This window comes from Dinghuibacter sp., assembly GCF_035492835.1.
Taxonomy (GTDB): Bacteria; Bacteroidota; Bacteroidia; order Chitinophagales; family Chitinophagaceae; genus Dinghuibacter.
The window spans coordinates 1-16,612 of sequence record NZ_DATJIY010000020.1 but is presented as its reverse complement, the minus strand read 5'-3'; the positions used below and the strand labels follow the sequence as shown (position 1 = coordinate 16,612).

At 60.1% G+C, this 16,612-nt stretch carries 12 protein-coding genes; 5 read left to right on the top strand and 7 right to left on the bottom strand.

Annotation, left to right across the window (positions count from 1 at the left end):
* The 3 genes from VL547_RS02160 to VL547_RS02150 form a co-directional block, all read left to right on the top strand.
* Nucleotides 1–2,931 (top strand): glycosyl hydrolase (locus VL547_RS02160; protein ID WP_325574694.1); only part of this gene is annotated, 2,931 nt, incomplete at its 5' end.
* A gap of 48 nt (nucleotides 2,932–2,979) precedes the next feature.
* Nucleotides 2,980–5,049: a tetratricopeptide repeat-containing sensor histidine kinase gene (locus VL547_RS02155; protein WP_325574692.1), complete on the top strand. Its 2,070-nt coding sequence runs from the start codon at nucleotides 2,980–2,982 to the stop codon at nucleotides 5,047–5,049.
* A 49-nt stretch (nucleotides 5,050–5,098) separates the two neighbouring features.
* The gene (locus VL547_RS02150; RefSeq protein ID WP_325574690.1) at nucleotides 5,099–7,993 is read left to right on the top strand and encodes a glycoside hydrolase family 38 C-terminal domain-containing protein; all 2,895 of its coding nucleotides are present in this window, start codon (nucleotides 5,099–5,101) and stop codon (nucleotides 7,991–7,993) included.
* Here VL547_RS02150 and VL547_RS02145 read toward each other — a convergent pair.
* On the bottom strand, nucleotides 7,990–9,960 hold the full coding sequence (locus VL547_RS02145; protein WP_325574688.1) for an alpha-L-fucosidase: 1,971 nt from the start codon (nucleotides 9,958–9,960) through the stop codon (nucleotides 7,990–7,992). The two genes, VL547_RS02150 and VL547_RS02145, sit on opposite strands and share 4 nt — an antisense overlap.
* Before the next feature lie 74 nt (nucleotides 9,961–10,034).
* Between VL547_RS02145 and VL547_RS02140 the strand changes: the two genes are divergently transcribed.
* Nucleotides 10,035–10,961, top strand: a complete 927-nt coding sequence (locus VL547_RS02140; protein ID WP_325574685.1) for an AraC family transcriptional regulator — start codon at nucleotides 10,035–10,037, stop codon at nucleotides 10,959–10,961.
* On the opposite strand, the gene VL547_RS02135 is transcribed toward VL547_RS02140, so the two are convergent.
* From VL547_RS02135 to VL547_RS02115, 5 genes are all read right to left on the bottom strand, one after another.
* Nucleotides 10,933–11,925: a serine hydrolase domain-containing protein gene (locus VL547_RS02135; protein ID WP_325574683.1), complete on the bottom strand. Its 993-nt coding sequence runs from the start codon at nucleotides 11,923–11,925 to the stop codon at nucleotides 10,933–10,935. The genes VL547_RS02140 and VL547_RS02135 overlap by 29 nt on opposite strands.
* Nucleotides 11,918–12,121 (bottom strand): hypothetical protein, encoded by a 204-nt coding sequence (locus tag VL547_RS02130; RefSeq protein WP_325574677.1) that lies wholly within the window; start codon nucleotides 12,119–12,121, stop codon nucleotides 11,918–11,920. Before VL547_RS02130 ends, VL547_RS02135 begins: the two co-directional genes overlap by 8 nt.
* A 65-nt stretch (nucleotides 12,122–12,186) precedes the next feature.
* A complete protein-coding gene (locus VL547_RS02125) occupies nucleotides 12,187–13,119 on the bottom strand; it encodes an AraC family transcriptional regulator (RefSeq protein WP_325574675.1) in 933 nt (310 codons plus the stop codon).
* An 11-nt stretch (nucleotides 13,120–13,130) separates the two neighbouring features.
* Entirely contained in the window at nucleotides 13,131–14,708 is a 1,578-nt protein-coding gene (locus VL547_RS02120) for a solute:sodium symporter family transporter (RefSeq protein WP_325574673.1), read from the bottom strand.
* Nucleotides 14,705–15,724: a GntR family transcriptional regulator gene (locus tag VL547_RS02115; RefSeq protein WP_325574671.1), complete on the bottom strand. Its 1,020-nt coding sequence runs from the start codon at nucleotides 15,722–15,724 to the stop codon at nucleotides 14,705–14,707. Before VL547_RS02115 ends, VL547_RS02120 begins: the two co-directional genes overlap by 4 nt.
* Before the next feature lie 125 nt (nucleotides 15,725–15,849).
* On the opposite strand from VL547_RS02115, the gene VL547_RS02110 reads away from it, so the two are divergent.
* On the top strand, nucleotides 15,850–16,101 hold the full coding sequence (locus VL547_RS02110; RefSeq protein ID WP_325574669.1) for a hypothetical protein: 252 nt from the start codon (nucleotides 15,850–15,852) through the stop codon (nucleotides 16,099–16,101).
* Here VL547_RS02110 and VL547_RS02105 read toward each other — a convergent pair.
* Nucleotides 16,085–16,612: PDDEXK nuclease domain-containing protein (locus tag VL547_RS02105; protein ID WP_325574667.1), on the bottom strand; the 528-nt coding region annotated here is incomplete at its 5' end. The genes VL547_RS02110 and VL547_RS02105 overlap by 17 nt on opposite strands.

Here is a 16,612-nt window from a genome sequence, read left to right as displayed (position 1 = left end):
GCCATGAAGCGGGCGGGGATAAACCGGGCCTTTATCGCGCACGTGGGCGTGGATGGAACCGCGCCGGGGACGGTGCGGCTTTTCTCCCCGGAATGGTGGGATATTCTACATACCGCGCTCAAGACGGCCTCCCGGTTGCATATCGCCATCGGCATGTTCGACGCCCCCGGCTGGAGCGGGATGGGCGGACCCTGGGTAAAACCGGGGCAGGCGATGCGGTATCTGACGGCTTCGGAGACGGGCGTGCGGGGGCCGGGGGTTATAGATACTTTGCTAGGAAGGCCGGCGGAACCGTTTCAGGATGTGCGGGTTATCGCGTATCCGCGGCCGTTAGGCACGCGTCTCGGGGAGGCTGTGTCTTTCCGGTTCCCCGAGCCGGCGGACAGCCTGGTGGTCGGCGTCGCCGGGCACACGACGGTGCGGAGCCTGGTGCTCCGGCCGGAAGACCACCCGATGCGATTGGAAGGTACGGTGGAAGCCTCCGAAAACGGGGTGTTCCGGCCCATCGGCAACTTTACGATGGACAGGAGCAACCCCGCGCTGAATACGGGTTTTGAGCCCTATGGCCCGCTGGCGGTGTCGCTCCCGGCGACGACGGCGGACTCCTTCCGGGTCGTCTTCCGTCACTGGACGAAGGGGAGCGCGCTGGCGGACATGGACCTGTCGGGTGCGGCGGTGGTGGGCAATTATGTGGAAAAGACGTTGGGCAAGATGCATCCGAACCCCCACCCGTTCTGGTACGCTTACCAGTGGCCGATACAACCGGAGGTGACGGATAACCGGTATATGGTCGACCCCGCGCAGGTGATAGACATTTCTTCATCGATGGATTCCACGGGACGCCTGCGCTGGCGGGCGCCGGCGGGGGACTGGGTGGTCCTGCGGACCGGGATGACGCCAACGAAGGTGGTCAACAGCCCGGCGTCGCCGGAGGCGACGGGGCTGCAGGGCGATAAGTTGAACAAGCAGCACGTGGCGGCGAGCTTCGACGCCTTTATAGGGGAAATCCTATGGCGGATACCCGCCGAAGACCGGACGTGTTTCCAAGTTGTGGTCGAAGACAGCTATGAGGTCGGCGGCCTGAACTGGACGGACGACATGGCGACGAGGTTCAAGGCGCGGTATGGATACGATCCCGTGCCCTACATCCCAGTGATGATGGGGTATGTCGTGGGGAGCGAGGATAAAAGCGATCGTTTTCTCTGGGACCTTAGGAGGTTCATCGCCGATGGGGTGGCCTACGACTATGTCGGCGGGTTGCGCGAGCTGGCGCACCGGCACGGTCTGACTAACTGGCTGGAGAATTACGGGCACTGGGGTTTCCCGGCGGAGTTCCTGCAGTACGGCGGACAGTCCGACGAGGTGGGCGGGGAATTCTGGGCCGAAGGGGACCTGGGTGACATCGAGAACCGGGCGGCCTCGTCGAGCGCCCACATCTATGGCAAAAACAAGGTCTCGGCGGAGTCGTTTACCGCGGGCGGCGGGACGTATGCGCGGTATCCCGCGCTGCTCAAGCCGCGGGCGGACCGCTTTTTTACCGAAGGCATCAACAATACGCTGCTGCACGTTTATATCTCCCAGCCCGACGACCGGTTGCCGGGCGTCAACACCTGGTTTGGTACGGAATTCAACCGGCACAATACGTGGTTCGGCCAGCTGGACGTCTTTACGACATACCTGAAGCGCTGTAACTTCCTGCTGCGGCAGGGGCGGTATGTGGCGGATGTGGCGTATTTCATTGGGGAGGACGCGCCGAAAATGATCGGGGTGACGTCACCGTTACTCCCCCGGGGTTATTCTTATGACTATATCAATGCAGAGGTGATATTGCATCGCCTGTCCGTGGTCGCCGGTCGTTGGACGTTGCCGGATGGATTGTCGTATAAGGTGCTGGTGCTGCCGCCGCTGAAAACGATGCGGCCCGAGGTGCTGGCCCGGCTGGATTCGCTGGTGGCGCTGGGCGGCGTGCTATTGGGGCCGGCGCCGGAGCGGTCACCAAGCCTCCAGGATTACGGGCGTGCGGATGCGCGGGTACGGTCGATGGCCTTGACGCTCTGGCAATCCCCACGGGTGTATAACGGCGTGGGGTTGGATACCGTGTTTGCGCGGCTGCGGATCTTGCCGGATATGGCGGGGCCGGATAGCGTGTTGTTCATACACCGTACGTTGTCTGACCGGGATATCTATTTTGTCAGTAATCAAACCGCGCACCGGTTGGACTGTACGCCGGCGTTCCGGGTGCAGGGCGCTTCGCCGGTGTTGTGGGATCCCGTTACCGGGGAGACGAGGGCTTTGCCGCGGTTCTCTGTAGAGGGCGGGGTTACGCGGGTGCCGCTGAGGTTTGAGAGGTATCAAAGTTATTTTGTGGTGTTCGGGCGCGGGGGCGGGGTCGGCGCGGCGGAGCGCGACGGCGGCGTTGCGACGAACTTTCCTTCGCCTAAGGTCGTGCTCGATGTGCGCGGGCCGTGGAAGGTATCGTTCGATACCGCCATGCGGGGCCCCGCGGGGCCGGTGGTGCTTGATACGCTGTCGGACTGGGGCCGGAGCCTGGATACGGCCATCCGATATTACTCGGGTAAGGCGATCTATAGATGCGACTTCCGGGTAGATGCCGTTTATCCGAAGGGCAAAAGGGTGTGGCTGGACCTGGGTTCGGTGATGGCGATGGCGAAGGTGCGCGTCAACGGCGTGTATGCGGGCGGGGCCTGGACGCCGCCCTATCGCGTGGACATAAGCGGCACCGTTAGGAAGGGGATGAACCACCTGGAGGTGGAAGTGGTCAATACGTGGGTGAACCGGCTGATCGGTGATAGCCGGTTGCCCGTGAAAGACCGGCGGACCTGGATGGACGTGGATCCTTATGGACCCGGCGATGCCTGCGTGTCTTCGGGGCTGCTGGGGCCGGTGCGAATTTGCGTGGGCGGGGAGTAGCGGTTTTGCGTATCTTCGCGGATCAACCTGATCCTAGCCGACGCCACAATGCTGCCAAGATCGTTCGATACCCTTTTCAGGAGCGCACAAGCCTTTGTCTTCGCGTGCGTCCTGGGGGCCTGTCGCCAGTCCTCACCACCGGTGCCGCCGGATCATCCCGCCTACTTCGACAAAGTGTACCATCGGCTGGACAGCCTGGCCGTGCCGCCGTTACAGGCCTTTCACTACCTGGACTCCCTTTACGCGGCGTTCCCGTCACCGGGTATCCTGGACCGGACGCGGCTCTATGACTATAAGGGATTCTTCTATTTTTACCACGCGCGGGACCTGCCCAATACCATGCGCTATGTGGACAGCAGCCTCGACCTGTTGTCCGGGAGCGACGCGCGGAAGGCGTACCCTCAGCAATACGCCCGGGCCCTGATCAACAAGGGTGAGGTGTACCAGTACCAGCAGGACTACGATAACGCGTTGTTATATTACTTCCGTGGTCGCCAGGCTATGGAACGGCTCGACGACAGCTGCACCATGGCGGAATATACCCAGCGGCTGGCGATGGTGAGCTACCGGCAGCGCCGGTTCGCCACCGCGCGGAATTTCTTTGGCCAGGCGCTCCGGGAGTACGCCGCCTGCGGACCCCAGTTCAACGCCTTTGCCTATGTACAGTCCAACCTCGACAACATCGGTATGTGCTATGCCGCGCTGGGACGCTGGGACAGCGCCGCGTGGTATTACGACAGCACCCTCTCCTACCTGGACAAGGCGGGCCAGCGCTATACCGGCGACACGGCGCACCGCAGCTATCTCGAGACGGCACGGGCCGTCGTCTATGGCAACCAGGGGGACTATTCTCTTCATGGCCACGATACCACCCGGGCGCTTTTTTTATACAAGGAAAGCGTCGATATAAACCTCCGGCCACGGCACGACTCAGACAACGCCCTAAGCGTGCTCGTCAAGCTGGCGGGGCTGGAGGTGGCGCTCAACGATCTGGGTGGTGCGCGGACCACGCTGGTGTTGTCGAAGGCGGTACTCGACGGCCGGCCGTCACGGGACGCCTGGATGGGATGGACCAGGGCACAGGCCGCCTGGCTGGGCAAGACCGGCGACTGGCAGGCCGCAGCCGCGGCCCAACAGGCGTGGATGCGGGCGCAGGATACGATCAACAACAATGCGGGACCCGTCGCCACCATCAACTTCCCCGATGAGCTCCAAAACCTCGAGGACAGGTATACCATCGAGCTGCTGCGGCAACGCGACCGGGTCAAAACGATCTCGCTGATCCTGATCATCCCCATCGTCGTGCTGCTGTTCGTGATCATCCTCCTGATCCGCCGCGGCACCCGCCGGTCCGCAGATTATATCCAACAGCTCAACAGCCTCAACGGCGCGCTGAAAACGGAGAACCAGCACACGCAGCTGGCCATCAACGCCATGAACGAGACGCAGGCGGCCTATCTGCAAACCCTCCGGGTCGTCGCCCACGACCTGCGCAGCCCGGTGGGCGCGATTTCATCGGCGATCAACCTGCTTTGTACGGAGCCGGGTTTCGACGAAGAGACCAGGATGCTGTTGTCCCTCATCCAGGAAGCATCGCAGCAGTCGCTGCAGCTGGTGGGAGAAGTGATGCGGCTGGACCTACCGCTCGGGGCCCTGCACAAGGAAAAAGTAGACCTGTCTTCCCTGCTGGCGTCCTGCGTGAGTACCCTCCGTTTCAAGGCCAGTGAAAAACGGCAGCTCGTCCGCTTCGAAACCGAGCCCATCACGCTGTATATCGACCGCCAGAAAATATGGCGGGTCATCATCAACCTTCTCGACAACGCGATCAAATTCAGCGCCCCGGAATCGGACATCCTGCTCCGCTCGTTCCGGGAAAACGGCCTGGCCGTAATCACGGTAACGGACAAGGGTATCGGCATCCCCAAACACCTCGAGGCCCAGCTTTTCACCCTGGAAAACCAGGGAAAGCGCTCAGGCACGGCCGGGGAGTCGTCGTTTGGGCTGGGGCTCGTGATTATCCGGCAGATCGTACAGTCGCACGGGGGGAACATCACCGTGGACAGCGTGGAGCACGTGGGGACGACTTTTAGGATCGAATTGCCGATCGTTTCGGAGTAACTTGTTTTAATCGAAAATCCTATCTTTATGTCTGAACATACCAACAAATATGCGAAATCTTGCCATTTCATTTTTGCGGGGCGCGGGGGTTGCGTTGCGCGCGGTTTGCGCGATGCGCGTGGTTTGCGCGCTCGGCGCGGTTGGCGCGGCGGGGGTTTTTTGCCCGGCGCACGCCCAGCTGACCATTAAAGAAGCCAAAGGGCTGCCGTATCTGTCGCAGCACGAGGGGAAAAGCTGTCAATCGGTGGCGTTGAGCCTGGTGAACGACGGGGACTCGGCGGCGTTTGCCTTCCGGGTGCGGGGGCTGGCCGATCAGGCGGTGGCGGTGGGGCGTGGGGCTTCGACCGTCGAGGTTTTTGTGCCGGAGCATAGCGGCGCGGTGTCTTTTTCGCTGGGTGGCGTCAAGGGAAGCGTGACTTTAGAGGCGGTGCGGAAAATGACGATATACATACTCCCCCACTCTCATAACGATATAGGATATACGGAGATCCAGACCAATGTGGAGCGGAAGCAGATGAACAACCTGCTTACGGGGATCAGGTATTGGAAGGAGACGAAGGACTACCCGGCGGGGGCGCGGTTCGTGTGGAACCTGGAAGGGGTCTACGCGGCGGACTTGTTCCTGCACCGGATGAGCGAGCAGCAGCAGCAGGACTTTATCGAGGCGTTGCGCCAGGGGGGCGTATCGATCAACGGGATGTATGTAAACACGCTGACGGGGCTGTGCCGGCCGGAGGAGCTGCTCCAGCTGTTCCACCGGGCGGGTGAAGTGGCGTCGCTGGCGGGCGGCAAGGTCGACGCGGCGATGATCAGCGACGTCCCGGGGTATACGTGGGGTACGGTGACGGCCATGGCGCAGGCGGGGATCAAATACTTTTCGGTGGCGCCGAATTTTTTCGACCGGATCGGGGACATCCTGGTGCAATGGCAGGACAAGCCGTTTTACTGGGTGAGCCCGAGCGGGAAGGAAAAAGTGCTGGTGTGGATTCCCTATATGGGGTATGCGCTGTCGCATACGATGCCGGAGGGTCTGACCAGGAAGTTCGTGGCGGATTATATCGCGGAGCTGGGAAAGAAAGGCTTCAATTACGACATTTCCTATATCCGGTGGAGCGGGCACGGGGACAACGCGGTACCGGACAAGGCGATCTGCGAGTTCGTAAAATACTGGAACACGACCTATACCTGGCCTAAGTTTATCATTTCCTCCACCAGCGATGCGTTCCGCGCGTTCGAGGACAAATATGGCGCGCAGCTTCCCCGTGAGCAGGGCGACTGGACGGGTTACTGGGAAGACGGCGCCGGTTCTTCCGCCTTCGAAACGGCGGAAAACCGAGCCACCAGCGCACGCCTGACCCAGGCGGAGGCGCTTTGGGCGATGCGCGGGGGCACCGGATTCCCGGTGTCGACCGACCGGGAGGCTTGGAAGAATGTCATCCTTTACTCGGAGCATACGTGGGGGGCGGACGTGAGCATTACGCGGCCGCTCAGCCAGAAGACCATGGAGCAGTGGATCATCAAGAAGTCGTATGCGACGCAGGCGGATAGCTTGTCGCTGGAGATGGTACGCGGGGCGCTGCCAGGGGTGACTGATGCGGGGCTGGGTGCGATCGACGTGTATAACACGCATTCGTGGGTCCAGACGGGGCTGGTGACGCTCTCGTCGGCCGTGGGGGATAAGGTGACGGACGATCATGGGACGGTGGTGCCGTCGCAGCGGTTGTCTTCCGGGGAGCTGGCGTTTGTCGCCAGCGACGTGCCGCCGTTTGGGGCGCGGAGGTATACGGTGTCCGCGGGCGTCGCTGCCGGCGGCGACGCTATCCGTGCCGACGGAAATGTCCTTGACAACGGGGTCGTTCGCGTGGCGGTCGACGAGCGCACGGGCGCGGTCGTTAGCCTGACGCGGCATGGTGTCGACAACGAATTCGCGGACACGGCGTCCGGAGGCGGGTTGAACGATTATCTCTTTCTGAAAGGAAATAACCTGAAGGATATTGAGCGGAACGGGCCGGTAAAGATCACCGTCAGCGAACGGGGGCCCGTGCTGGCTGAATTGCGCATCGAGTCGCAGGCGCCGGGGGTAGCGAACCTCGTGAGGACGGTCCGGCTGGTAAAGGGTTTTGACTTTGTCGAGGTTTCTAACATCCTGGACAAGCTGCCCGCGGAGCTCGATCCGCATCCGGGGGACTATCAGTGGGCCAACCTACATGGGAAGGAGAGCCTCAACATCGGGTTCCCGTTCCATGTGCCGGACGGGCAGGTGCGGCTGGACATCCCGATGGCGGTGATGCGGCCGGAGCAGGACCAGATACCGGGGTCTTGTAAAAACTGGCTCGAGGTCGGCAACTGGGCGGATGTGTCCAACGGGTCCGTCGGCGTCACGCTGGTCACGCTCGACGCGCCGCTGGTGGAGGTGGGCGGTATCACGGCCACCATGCTGGGCGGTCAGACAAACCCCGCCGTTTGGCGCAAACACATCGAGCCCACGCAAAAGATCTATTCGTGGGCGCTGAATAACCACTGGGAAACCAACTACCGCGCTTACCAGGACGGGATCATCCGGTTCCGGTATGCGCTCGAGCCGCACGGCGGGTACGATCCGGTGGCGTCGACGCGGCTGGCTACGGGGCTGGCCGAGCCGTTGATTGCTTCGGCGTCGGGCACTCCCGCGGCTTCGGGTACTCCCGCGGCGTCGGGCGCTTCGTTGCTGCGGCTGAGCTCGGACCGGTTGGTTGTCCTGTCGCTTAGGCCGTCCCGGGATGGGAAGGCTTTGATGGTGACGCTGTATAACCCCACCGCTGTGGCGGAGTCCACCGGGTTGACCTGGGGCGTCGCCGTTGGCGCGGTGCACCTCAGCAATACCAATGAAGAGACGTTGGATGCGGTCGCGGGGCCGTTGTCCGTCGCGGGGCAGGACGTGGTTACCGTGAGGGTCGAGCGTTAGTCGTCGACGTCCAGTTGGGCGACATCCGGTTTGGCCGCGGTTGCCGCTCCGTTCCCGGCGGTTCTTAATGCCGTGAACCGGAAGTAGCGGGCCGTAACGGGCGCGTCTAACCGAACATGCTGCGGGAGCGGGTTGGCGGCGATGTTGGAGAATTCGCCGGTTTGGGGCGGGGTCCAGTGCCGGCCGTCGGGGCTCGTGGAAAAAGCGTAGTGATCGATCATACCGGCGGATGGCGGTGAATAGGTGAAACCGCTGAGCTGTCGGGCGCGTCCCATGTCGACGACTATTTCCGCGCGTGTTGCGGAGACGACGGTCCAGTCGGGGTGGGCCGCTTTTCGAGGCGCCATTCCGGCAGCTCGCCCGTCGGCGGGTTCTCCGTTGGCGGGTTCTCCGCTCGTCGCGGGCGGTTCGCGGAAGAGCCCGAAGTCACTGAGCGCAATACACGCGGGCGAGCCGGTGATCCGAAGGCGTACCTGAGACGCGGTGACATCATGCCCCAGCCGTATGAGGCGGTTGGCGCCGATGCTGGTGGCGGTGGCCAGGGGCAGCCAGCGGCCGCCCTCCCGGACGTCCACCGCCAGGGAATCGATGCGCTGACCGAGCTTGATATTTTCCCGGAGCCGGATGACGTTGAATGTTTTGGGCGTGTCCAGGTCGAAAGTCAGGCTGGGCGTATGGACGCTGTCGTCGGTCGCCCAGCAGGTATACCGGTCGCCATCCAGGAGGAAACGCGGTCCGTAACGGGCGTCGTCCCCTCCGCGGGTGTTGCTCGCGTGAAGATGCGCGCCTGCCGCCAGGTTTTTGGCGAAAGTCTCCCGGAGCAGCTCCCCGAACATTTTTAGCGAAAGGACGTCGTGATCGTCGAGACGGCCCCGTTTGTCCGGTGCCAGCCCGAGGTCGAGACAGGCGCCACGGCCGACGCTGGCATAGTACAAGTCGAGCAGCTGCCGGGGCGTCTTCACCTGGTGGTTTTCGGACTCGTGGTAAAACCACCCCGGCCGGATGGGTACGTCGCATTCTGCGGGCATCCAATACGCACCGTTGCGCGTGCCCGTGACGGCGATTTCGGCCTTCGAGAACCCGTTGGCCGGGGCGCGCCCCGGTTCCGGCGCCTGGGGCGTAAAGGTTTCCCAGCAGGTCTTCCCCGCGATGCCCTGCTCGTTCCCCACCCACCGCACGTCCGGACCCACGTCCCCGAAAATGGCCGCCGCCGGCTGCAGCCGGCGGGTCAGCGCCCAGATCGAATCCCAGCCGTAATAGCTGGTCCGGTCTATCGTCCGGGTTTCCTTTGCGCCGCCATAGAAGCCATCGCCGCCGTTGGCGCCGTCGAACCAGGACATGAAGAGGGGGCCGTAGCTCGTATACAATTCCGTAAGCTGTTGCCGGTAGACGTCGATATAGGCGGGGGTACCATATGCCGGGTTGTTCCTGTCCCACGGGGAGCAATAAAGGGCATAGCGCATGTTCAGGTGGCGACACGCCACCTGGTAGTCCTTTACCATGTCTCCCCTACCCTGCCTCCAGTTGCTTTGTGCGATCGTTCGCGTCGTTGACCGGCTGGGCCACAGGCAAAGACCGTCGTGGTGTTTGGCGACGAGGACGATGCCCCTGAAACCGCCGGCTTTGGCGGCGCCGACGACCTGGGCGGGATCGTAGTCGGTGGGATCGATGAGGCGCGGGTCTTCGTTGCCGTAACCCCATTCGTGATCCAGATAAGTATTGACGCCGTAGCAGACGATACAATACATCTCGGTTTCCTGCCAGGAGAGCTGGCGCGCGGTGGGGAGGGCGCCGTAGGGGGCGGGGGGCGCCACGGGGGCGCGGGGCGCCGTAAGTGCGACGGGTGCCGTGGGCCTGACGGGGGCGCGGGCGGCCGTGGGCGCGGGGCGGGCGGCCACGGATGCGGGAGGGGCGGTCGGCGAGATCGTCATGGACAGCCCCAGGGCAAGCAAAAGGAGATTCTTCATATGGTGCAATCTTCCCAAAAATCGGCTTTCCCGGTAAAAGAATTTTCACCTTCTTTGTAAGTAAAGTAACCGCCATGATCGCGCATTCGTTCAACGACAGCCTGCACTGCCCGAGCAGCCCCCGGACAAAAATGATGGACCAGGTTTGTCTCGACGTCCCGGTACATTTTCACGAGGGGTGCGAGCTGCTGTATTTCGAAGAGGGCTTCGGGACGCGCGTGATCGGGGATCATACCGGCGAATTTACAGCCGGGGATATGGTGCTGGTGGGGCCGAACCTGCCGCATACCTGGCATACCAACACGATCCCTCCGCCATCCCGGCCGCGGATCAAATCATACGTTGTCCATTTCCTCCCCGAATTCCTGGAAGACCTGGCCGTGCCCGCGGAAGAACGGCAACCGGTGACGGACCTCCTTAGCCGGGCATCCCGGGGTGTCTATTTCTATGGCAGGACAAGGGATGAGGCCGCCCGTAAAATGAAAAGGATGGCTTCGGCGGAGGGGTTGAAAAAGATCATCCTTTTCCTCGACATCATCGATGTTCTGTCGCGATCGGAGGAATACCGGGTTATCGCATCGCCGCGCGCCGTGCCCGAACGGCAAGACGCCGACAGGCAAGACGATGACCGCCAGGGCACTTACCGGCAGGGTATCGAAAGGTTCAGTAAAACATATCGGTATATCCTCGAGCGCTACCGCACCGGCTTTTCGCTGGAAGACGTCGCCACCGTGGCGGGTTTGACGCCAAAGGCTTTTTGCCGGTATTTCAAAAGGATGACGGGGAAGACGCTGACGCGGTTTACCAACGAGCTCAGGGTCGAGTACGCGTGCTCGCGGCTGAATGTCCCGGGGTGTTCCGTTTCGGATGTCTGTTTCGACAGCGGTTTCAACAACCTCACGCATTTCAATACGTCGTTCCGGAGGCATACCGGGATGACGCCGTCGGGTTACCGGGTTAGCGCGAGCAAGGTTACCGGGTCAGCGCATGCAAGGCCATGACGTCCTGAAATCCCGATGGGCCGAGGATGTCGAGCACCGATTGAAACGCTTTCTCGTTATCCGCCTGGTTGGAGAGAAAAACCAATGTCCAGTCTTCTTTTGGCCGGTGTATCACGAAATTGTTAAAACCGCAGGTACTCCCCGAATGGAACCAGGTATCGGCGCCCGCCAGGAACCAGCCGGCGGCGTAGTAATTGTCGTCGCTGATGGGAAAGCGCAGCGCTTGCAGCTGCGCCTTGTAGGTTTCGTTTGCCTGGAGGGCCTCGATCCACCTGGCATAGTCGTGAACCGAAGTATAGATACCGCCGTCGCCCTTGGTGGCGCTGGTGAGGCTTTGATCGACGGGGTGGCCCATGGCGCGGTGGGCGATGGGCGTTGCCGCCTCGTAGACGGTCGTGTTGGTCATTCCCAGGGGTTGGAAGACGTTTGTCTTCAGATATTCCGCATAGGGCCGGCCGGAGGCCTTTTCGATAACCAAAGCCAGCAGGCAGAAGCCGGTGTTGCTGTAGCGGAAGCGTGTACCGGGCCGGAAAAACGGCGTATCGGCGTGCTGGAGCAGCCGGGGGACGTCGGCGTCGAGCACCTGCGTCGTCTGTTCCTTTGGGATCAGGTCTTCGTAGTCGGGCAGACCGGAACTGTGGGTGAGCAGGTGGCGGAGGGTTACGCCCACGGCTATGCGCGGTGGGATGTCGGGGAGCCATTGACGGAGGCTGTCGTCGAGTTTCAGGCGACCCTGGCGGGCGAGCATGAGCACAGCCATCGCGGTGAACTGTTTGGTCACCGAGGCCAGACGGAAATTGACGTCCGCGGGGGTCGTATTGGCATAGAGGGTCCTGCCGCCCTCGAGGATGCAAAAGGCGATCTGGCTGTGCTGTGTGCGGAAGAACGAGTCCAGTCTCTCCTTTGGCGGTTGTTGTGCGTGTACGGTCGTGATAATCAGGGTTGCGATCAGGAATTTATTCACTTCGTTTCTTAAATACGCCTTCGTCTTCCCCGCCCTGGGGCACGTCGTCCTGGTCCGGTTTTTCGCGGGCGCCGTCTCCGTCGGCGTCTTCGTGCGGCATGAACTTCGCGCCGTCGGCGCGGCGTTGGTCGAGGGCCTTTTCGGTTTTGCCGGCGGCGGTATCGTTTTTGTCGGGGGCCGTTTCGTTCTTTTTCATAGTACCACTTTCCCTTACGACTGCAAAAACCGGGCTACGGAGGCAGGGCATGCCACGAATATACGCTACGCCGGCTCCATTTCCCGGGGGGCAGCGATGACCCTGCCGGCGTGGAGGCCGCGGTATTCCTGGGGGGACATGTTCATGTGTTTCTTGAACAGCCGGGAGAAGTAGTAGGGGTCGTCATAGCCTACGCGGGTGGAGATGTCCTTGACCTTGAGCTCTGAGTCGTAGAGGAAGATACACGCCCGTTCGAGCTTGAGGCGGATGAAGTATTCCAGGGGCGGGAGACCGGTGGTTTTATGGAAAAGGTGGGAGTAGTGCGAGGCGGACAGACCGCATTCGGTGGCGAGCTCTTTTACGGTGAGGATCTGATCGAGCTTGCCGCGCATGAAATGGACCGAGTCGTCGATGAGGTCCCTGGTCGTTTTCAAAGGGGGGGTGTTGTCGGGCGTCGTCGCGCTGCCCGGATAGAGGAAGGTCGCGATGAGGTGGTACAGGCAAAGGTTCGCGTTCCCCAGGGTTTCGTTGGTGAAACCGGTTTCCAGGTTGCGGTAGATGGTGTCCCAGAGCTGGAGGCCCTTTTCGTTGTACATGATGGCACGGGGTTCGTGGCTGGAGCCTATGCCAAAGCGCTGGTTGAAGATGTCCACGTCGTGACCGCTGAAGTGGACCCAGTAGATGGTCCAGGGGTCCTTTTCATCCGCGCCGTAGCTCAGGAAGTCCCGGGTGGCGGGCAGGATGACGAACTGGTTGGGGGAAAGCTCAAAATGCTTTTCCTTGACGCGGTACCAGCCCTTGCCGCGCACGCAATAGATCAGGATGTTGTCGGTACAACCCTCCCTGCGGCGGCGGTAGTGACCCGCGGCTTTCGGGAAATAGCCAATCTGCTCGACATAGAGCCGGCTCAGGACGGGGTCGGGCAGGATCATGTGCTTGCGGACCGAAGCCGGCAGGCTGAGCATCTTTTCTCCAAGGAATCCATCACGCTTTCTCATGTTACATCATTTTACGTTGCTAGACCATAAGGCGAAAACAAAAGGAACATGGCTACGACGGCCAGGATCAGGCCGGCGTTGTACCAATAGCGGTGCTTCCAGGGTTGTACGTCGACGAGTGCGGTTTGCCGGAACCGGTAGGGTGTTTCCAGGGGTTTCAGCTTTCCGATCGCGAGCATAAGGGCCACCGTGAGTATAAAAAGGATGAACAAGACGTGGAGGTAGTGCAAACCGGTGTCCCATACGAACTGGGTCGTGGCGTAGGCGCAGACAAAAAAGAAAAGCCCGGCCTTGGCTGCCACGGGTGGGACCTTTTTGGTGGCGAAACCGACGATGAGCACGGTAAAAACGGGCAGGCTGAAAAAGCTGGAGACCTTTTGGAGGTACGCGTAAAAACCGCCCCTGACAAACAGGATAAAGGGCGCGATGCCGATCCCCAGCAGGGTGGCACCGACCTGGAACAGCCTGGCCGTGCGGATATTTTTGCGATCATCGGGGCTGCGCTTGTAGAGGTTCATCGTAAACAACGTCGCGGAGCTGTTGAGCCCGGCGTTAAAGGTGCTTAGGGCGCCGCCAAAAACGATCGCGGCGATAAAGCCCACCCACAGCGGGGGCATAACGTCGCCGACCAACCGGGGAAATACCGAGGCGGTGTCGCCGAGGTGATCGTACACGTGTACGGCAATCAGCCCGGGCACGTTCAGCATCAGGGGCGCGAGCAGCTTTCCCACGCACGCCAGGGCGATGCCCTTCTGGCCTTGTTCGAGGTTCCTGGCCGCCAGCGCGTCTTGCATGATGTATTGCTCCATCCCCCAATAGTATAGGTTGATGAGGAACATCCCGGTGAAAACGGTGCTGAAGGGCACGAGGTCGTTCTTGCCGCCGATCGAGTTAAGGTGGTCGGTGTGGCTGTGGAGGAGGGCTTGGATGCCTTCGCTCGTTTTTCCGTGGCCGATATATTTCAATCCGAAGTAGAGCAGCATGAGACCGCCGACAACCATTGCCGCGCCTTGAAGGCTGTCGGAGACGCTGATGGCCTTGAAACCGCCCAGCAGGGTATAGGCGCTACCCGCGATGGCGATGAGCAGGACGAAGGCCGTGATGGCTTGCAGATGGCTTATGCCTAGGCGTTCCTGTAAGTGGAATATCCCCTCGAAGGCAACCGCCCCGCCGTAGAGTACGCTGGGGATCAGGTTGAGCAGATACCCGGCAAGAAAGATAAAGGTGACGATCTTCTTGGTGGCGGGGTCGAAGCGTTGCTCAAGGAAATCCGCGGTGGTGTTGGCGCCGATCCGCAGGTAGATCGGCATAAAGAACTCGGACACGACGAGCATGGCCAGCACCGAGCTCATGCCCCAGGCCATGACGGTCATGTTGTTGATGTATACGGACTCGTTCTCGCCGATAAACTGGTTGGCGCTCATGTTGGTGAAGAACAGCGAACCACCGACCAGCCAGAAACCCAGGCTGCGCGAACCCATAAAGAAATCGGAGGTCGTTCGCAGACGCTGGCGTTTCACCTTCCACCAGGAAACGAGGGCCACGAGCGTGGTCCAGGCCAGAAAGCTTATGACTATTTTTGACGTCATATCGATCTTCTGCGGATTAGGACGGTGGGGATCACTTCCTGTATCTTCTGCCGGTTCTGTATATATGCCGCGGCCTTTTGGGCCATTTCTTTAAAGTCAGTGGAATACGTGGTGATCCCGTCGCAGATGATTTCCTTGACAACGTCGTCGTTGTGCGAGAGGATGCCTACGTCCCTGCCCAGCTGTAATTTTTTTTCGCCACAGTCCCGGAGCATCTCCCAGAGCTCGGCGTTATTGATCGTAAAGTACACCTTGTCCTTCTCCAGGGAACCCGGGATGTATTCGTCGAGTATCCGGTGCTTAACCTTATGGTCCTTTACAAATTTTTTAAACGCCCTGACGATTTCTATCGGCGTGTCGGAGTTCGGCCGGTGGTAGAACACCATTTCGCCAAAGGTCTTTATTTCCTTGTGCAGCGCATTGAACGCTTCATAGCTCGACCGCTCGAATTCCTGGACTATATACGAGAAATCGTCGTTCTGCATGGGCTCGAAACGGTCGATCATCAGGAATTTGTCCATCGGCAGCGTTTGCAGGATTCCTGACGTACGTTCGTGCGGGATCGGCGCGATCACGTACATGCCGTACTTGCCCCGAACGTTGGATACGATGTTTTCGAAAACCGAGATGTTGTTGTGGTGAAAAAAAACGTCAATGTGCGCCGTTTTCCCCACCCCGGCCCGGAAGGTCTTGTAAAAGGTCTCCTGGAAGGAGTCGAAAGCGTATAAAAGGAGGGCTATCTTGACCTGCTGGTCGGTGTCCTCGTTGGATACATAAAAACCAAGGCGGTTCCTGGACTCGACTATACCCCTGGTGGTCAATTCTTTATAACTACGGGCGATGGTTTCCCTGGCAAATCCCAGCTCCTTTGACAGGTTGTTGACCGACGGCAACAAGTCCCCCTTGGAGACGATCCGGGCGTTGATCGCATTGATCATCCCCTGGACCAGCTGGTCATGTTTGGATAGGCCTGGCGTGCCTTCCAGCTCCTGAATCTGTTGGTAAATGGCTCTCATACAGCAGCAATCTGTCCTATACTATACTATCCTACTGTTAAAAGTATGGAAAAAACGGAATATTCCAATAGATTTTTGGAACTGGTATGTCCTTTGGGTATTTTTCGTGATTCAACACCTATGACATGAAACACTGTACCTCCAAAGCAGCCGCCGTGATCGCCCTCCAGGACAGGGGATATGACCGTGACTTCACCCTTTCCCCCGGGCGCCTGCGCTGCGTCCAGGATAGCGTCGTTTTCGATCCACGGGACGTGGTGATCGATGAGACCTACCGATTCCAGGCGACGGTGGTTTGCGCGATCAGATCGGTCTACAATAATTTGAAAGGGATATTGATTGTGCCGTATGGGAGGTTTATTAATCGGCTGGCGTAGGGGGCCATTCTTCGGACCATTCCCTAAGTTTCTTTTGAAGGACATTCTTATCAATCATCTTCGTATTGTATTCGGCAATAAGCGCGGGGCTGATGTTCCGGCTCATGGCATATTCGACGACCTCTTTACTTTTTTCTGTACATAGCAGCACGCCGATTGAAGGATTCTCATGGGGCTTTTTGACATCCCGGTCGAGCGCTTCGAGGTAGAAGTTGAGCTTGCCGATGTATTCGGGCTGGAAGGGCGTAGTCTTCAGCTCGATGGCCACAAGACATTGAAGTTCACGGTGATAAAAAAGAAGGTCGAGGTAGTAATCGTACATACCCACCTGCAAGCGATACTGTTCTCCCATAAAAACGAAATCGCGGCCGAGTTCCAGAATAAATTGTCTCAACCGTTTGGTCAGACCTTTCTGCAGGTCATCTTCGGTATAGGGTTCCGGCAGGTCCAGAAATTCAAAAATATAGTTATCCCGGAAGACCGTTGGAATGATCGCTGCGTTCGGATGCGC